The 3030-nt window shown below is 37.5% G+C and carries 4 protein-coding genes; all 4 read right to left on the bottom strand.

The features are described from left to right. Positions 1 to 383 precede the first annotated feature (383 nt). Positions 384 to 1244, bottom strand: a complete 861-nt coding sequence (locus Q0K35_RS05765; protein ID WP_294561720.1) for a ketose-bisphosphate aldolase — start codon at positions 1242 to 1244, stop codon at positions 384 to 386. A 3-nt stretch (positions 1245 to 1247) separates the two neighbouring features. Then, complete coding sequence (locus Q0K35_RS05760; RefSeq protein ID WP_294561719.1) at positions 1248 to 2345, bottom strand: PTS fructose transporter subunit IIC; 1098 nt, start codon at positions 2343 to 2345, stop codon at positions 1248 to 1250. A gap of 10 nt (positions 2346 to 2355) precedes the next feature. Further along, on the bottom strand, positions 2356 to 2667 hold the full coding sequence (locus Q0K35_RS05755) for a PTS fructose transporter subunit IIB (protein ID WP_294561718.1): 312 nt from the start codon (positions 2665 to 2667) through the stop codon (positions 2356 to 2358). Between the two features lies 1 nt (position 2668). Further along, positions 2669 to 3030: PTS sugar transporter subunit IIA (locus tag Q0K35_RS05750; protein WP_294561717.1), on the bottom strand; the 362-nt coding region annotated here is incomplete at its 5' end.

Raw genomic sequence — 3030 nt, 5'->3', positions numbered from 1 at the left:
CTTAAAGATAGTAAAAAGCAAGTAGGATTTTCCACATCTGCGAATTCCTGTAATTACTTTTATCATCCCATTATCTTTTCGATCAATCAATTGTTGAAGATAAATATCTCTTTTAATTTCCATGATAAACTCCCTTTTTTTGTGCATTTGCACACTTTTTAGTAATTACATTGTATCACAGAATGCTTTATGAATTCAATTTCATTCCCTTTTTTTGTGCATTTGCACATTTTTTAGTAATCATCTCTTATCTAATATGCATTTAAACTTTTAAGTATTGGAAAATTAACATATCGTTGCTTTATAAACAATATCATTATAGGTGAAAAAAAGATGATAGATTTGACATTTTCATATCTATCATCTTTCTATTATATTCTGGTCTAATAAAGATCTGCCTTGCCTTTACAATGAAATAAATCCATTTTATGCGATACGACTCTTCTTACTTCTTCCATTCCGTGTGGTAAGATCTTAGCTGGATAGAAATCATGTGTTTCATTTAAATAGCTCTCTAATTTACGATAATAAGCTACTTTGAAATCACTGGAGATATTAACCTTTCTTAATCCTAGACGGCATCCTTCCTCAATCTCACTGTCAGGGTTATTACTTCCTCCATGTAAAACCAAAGGCGTTTTTGTTAAAGAACGTATCTCTTTCAAAAGATCTAAATTTAAATGTGGAGTATAACCCTTTGGATACTGTCCATGTGCTGTTCCTATCGCAATAGCCAAAGCATCGATCTGTGTCCGACTTATAAAGTCAACCACATCATTTGGATCAGTATAAGTAATACCTTCAACACCCTCTTCCTCTGAATTTGAATTAGCACCAATCGTACCTATTTCTGCTTCTACAGATACATTCACTGCATGTGCCATTTCTACTACTTTTTTAGTCAGGCTGATATTTTCTTCATAATCAAGCAATGATCCATCTATCATGACACTTGTAAATCCCGCTTGAATGGCTCTGACACAATCTTCATAACTCTTGGCATGATCTAAATGCAAAACAAAGGGAACCTTGCTTTTCATCAGTCTTTTTTGTACATATGCATAGAAGTCTTCACCTGCAAAATCAAATTCATTTACAGCAGCAGCAATAATAGCAGGTGCCGAATACTCTTCCGCCGTTTTGACTACTGCTTCAAACATACTGCTCTCTGTTATATTATAAGCACCAATTGTAAAATCATGTTTTTCAGCAACACTTAAGATTTCTTTTAAATTCAACAGCATATATTAACCTATCTCTTCAATTTTTATATCATCTAAGTTAACGGCAGCTTTTCCACTGCTTGTTCCTAAACCATCCAAACTATCTTCATCTTCTTTTAGCGGACGTTTTAACACGGCAAGCAGAACTCCCATGATCAAGGAACCAACAACCATACAGATAACATATCCTACCGGATTCTGGAACGTAGGGATGACAAACCATCCGCCATGAGGCACTGAAGCGCCAACACCCATCAGCATGGACAAGCCTCCTGCAATGCCACAACCAACAACTGAAGAAAGTACTACTCTCCATAAATCATTCATTGCCAAAGGAATCACGCATTCGGTAATCATACAGATACCCATTGGCAGACAAGCTTTTACAGCTTCTTTTTCAGCTTTTGTAAATTTCTTTCTCGCTAAAATATAAGCAACGATAATTCCCATCGGTGGAATCATGCATCCTAACAGCTTACATGCTTCCGGCTCAAGGATACCATCTACCATGAGTCCATTGGCAAATAATGAAACAGACTTATTGATCGGACCACCAAAATCAGTTCCTGCAAGTCCTGACACTAAGAATCCAAAGACGAATTTAGATCCGCTCTGCATGCTCATCAAGAAATTCGTTAGTGCATCCATAAATGCAACGATTGGCTGACCTACTACATAGAACATCAATAATCCACAAACAAACGTAGCTATCAGTGGAATAAGCAAGATCGGTACCAGTCCTTTAATAGACTCAGGAACATTACGGAATATTTTTTTCAGCCAATTTACAAAATATCCTACAAGGAATGCTCCTACGATTCCACCAATAAAACCAGCTTTGATTTCAGTACAAATAAGACCGATGATCAATCCTGGTGCAACACCCGGACGATCAGCAATCGAATAAGCAATAGCTGCCGTAATCACCGGAACGACCAATGTCATACCCAAGCTTCCAATACGATTGACCGTATAAGCAAAAGTTCCTTCTGCTGTAGAAACATTCGGACCTCCGATAATGATACTGATTGCCATACATAGTCCGGCACCTACAACTAGTGGAATCATGAACGAAATACCTGTCATGACATGCTTTTTAACCATCGTTAACTGTTGTTTCATATTTTACCTCCTATTTTTTAATAAGGCTCTCTACCTTTTGAATCAAGCCTACCGCATTCTGCATCACCGTTTCTGTTGTGATACGAATGACCGGTTTCCCTTTAAATCTTTCTTCACCATGAATCTTTACATCAACCGCCAAAATAACCACATCTGCATCGGCAATTTCCTGAGGTGTCAGTTCATCTTCAACACCAATGGTACCCTGTGTTTCTACTCGACAGTGATGTCCCCTTGATTCAGCGGCCTGAATCAGTTTCTTTTTTGTAATATATGTGTGGGCGATCCCCGTAGGGCAAGCCGTAATTCCAACAATATTCATATTAATGATCCTTTCTTAAAACATTGACTATTTCTTTTGAGGTCTTAGCAGTATGCAAGACCTGAATCACATCTTCATCAAGCAATAATTCTGCCACATGTGAGAGCAGCATGATATGCTGGGACATATCTACATCACGAATGGCAAACATGATGATGCATTTAACAGGTATATTATCAAATGTTTCCCAATCACTGATTCCTTCATCAGCCCTGCCAACTGCTATGACTGTTTTCTTCACCGTTTTTGAACGGCCATGAGGAATCGCAATACCATCACCGATACCTGTGATCCCTTCACTCTCACGATCATATATTTCTTTAATAAATGTCTTCTGATCCTCAATTACTTGATTTCGATACA

The organism is uncultured Traorella sp., assembly GCF_944327115.1.
In the GTDB taxonomy this organism is placed as follows: domain Bacteria; phylum Bacillota_I; class Bacilli_A; order Erysipelotrichales; family Erysipelotrichaceae; genus Traorella.
Note: the sequence above shows the minus strand (reverse complement) of the source record. Positions and strands in the feature narration are given on the sequence as shown.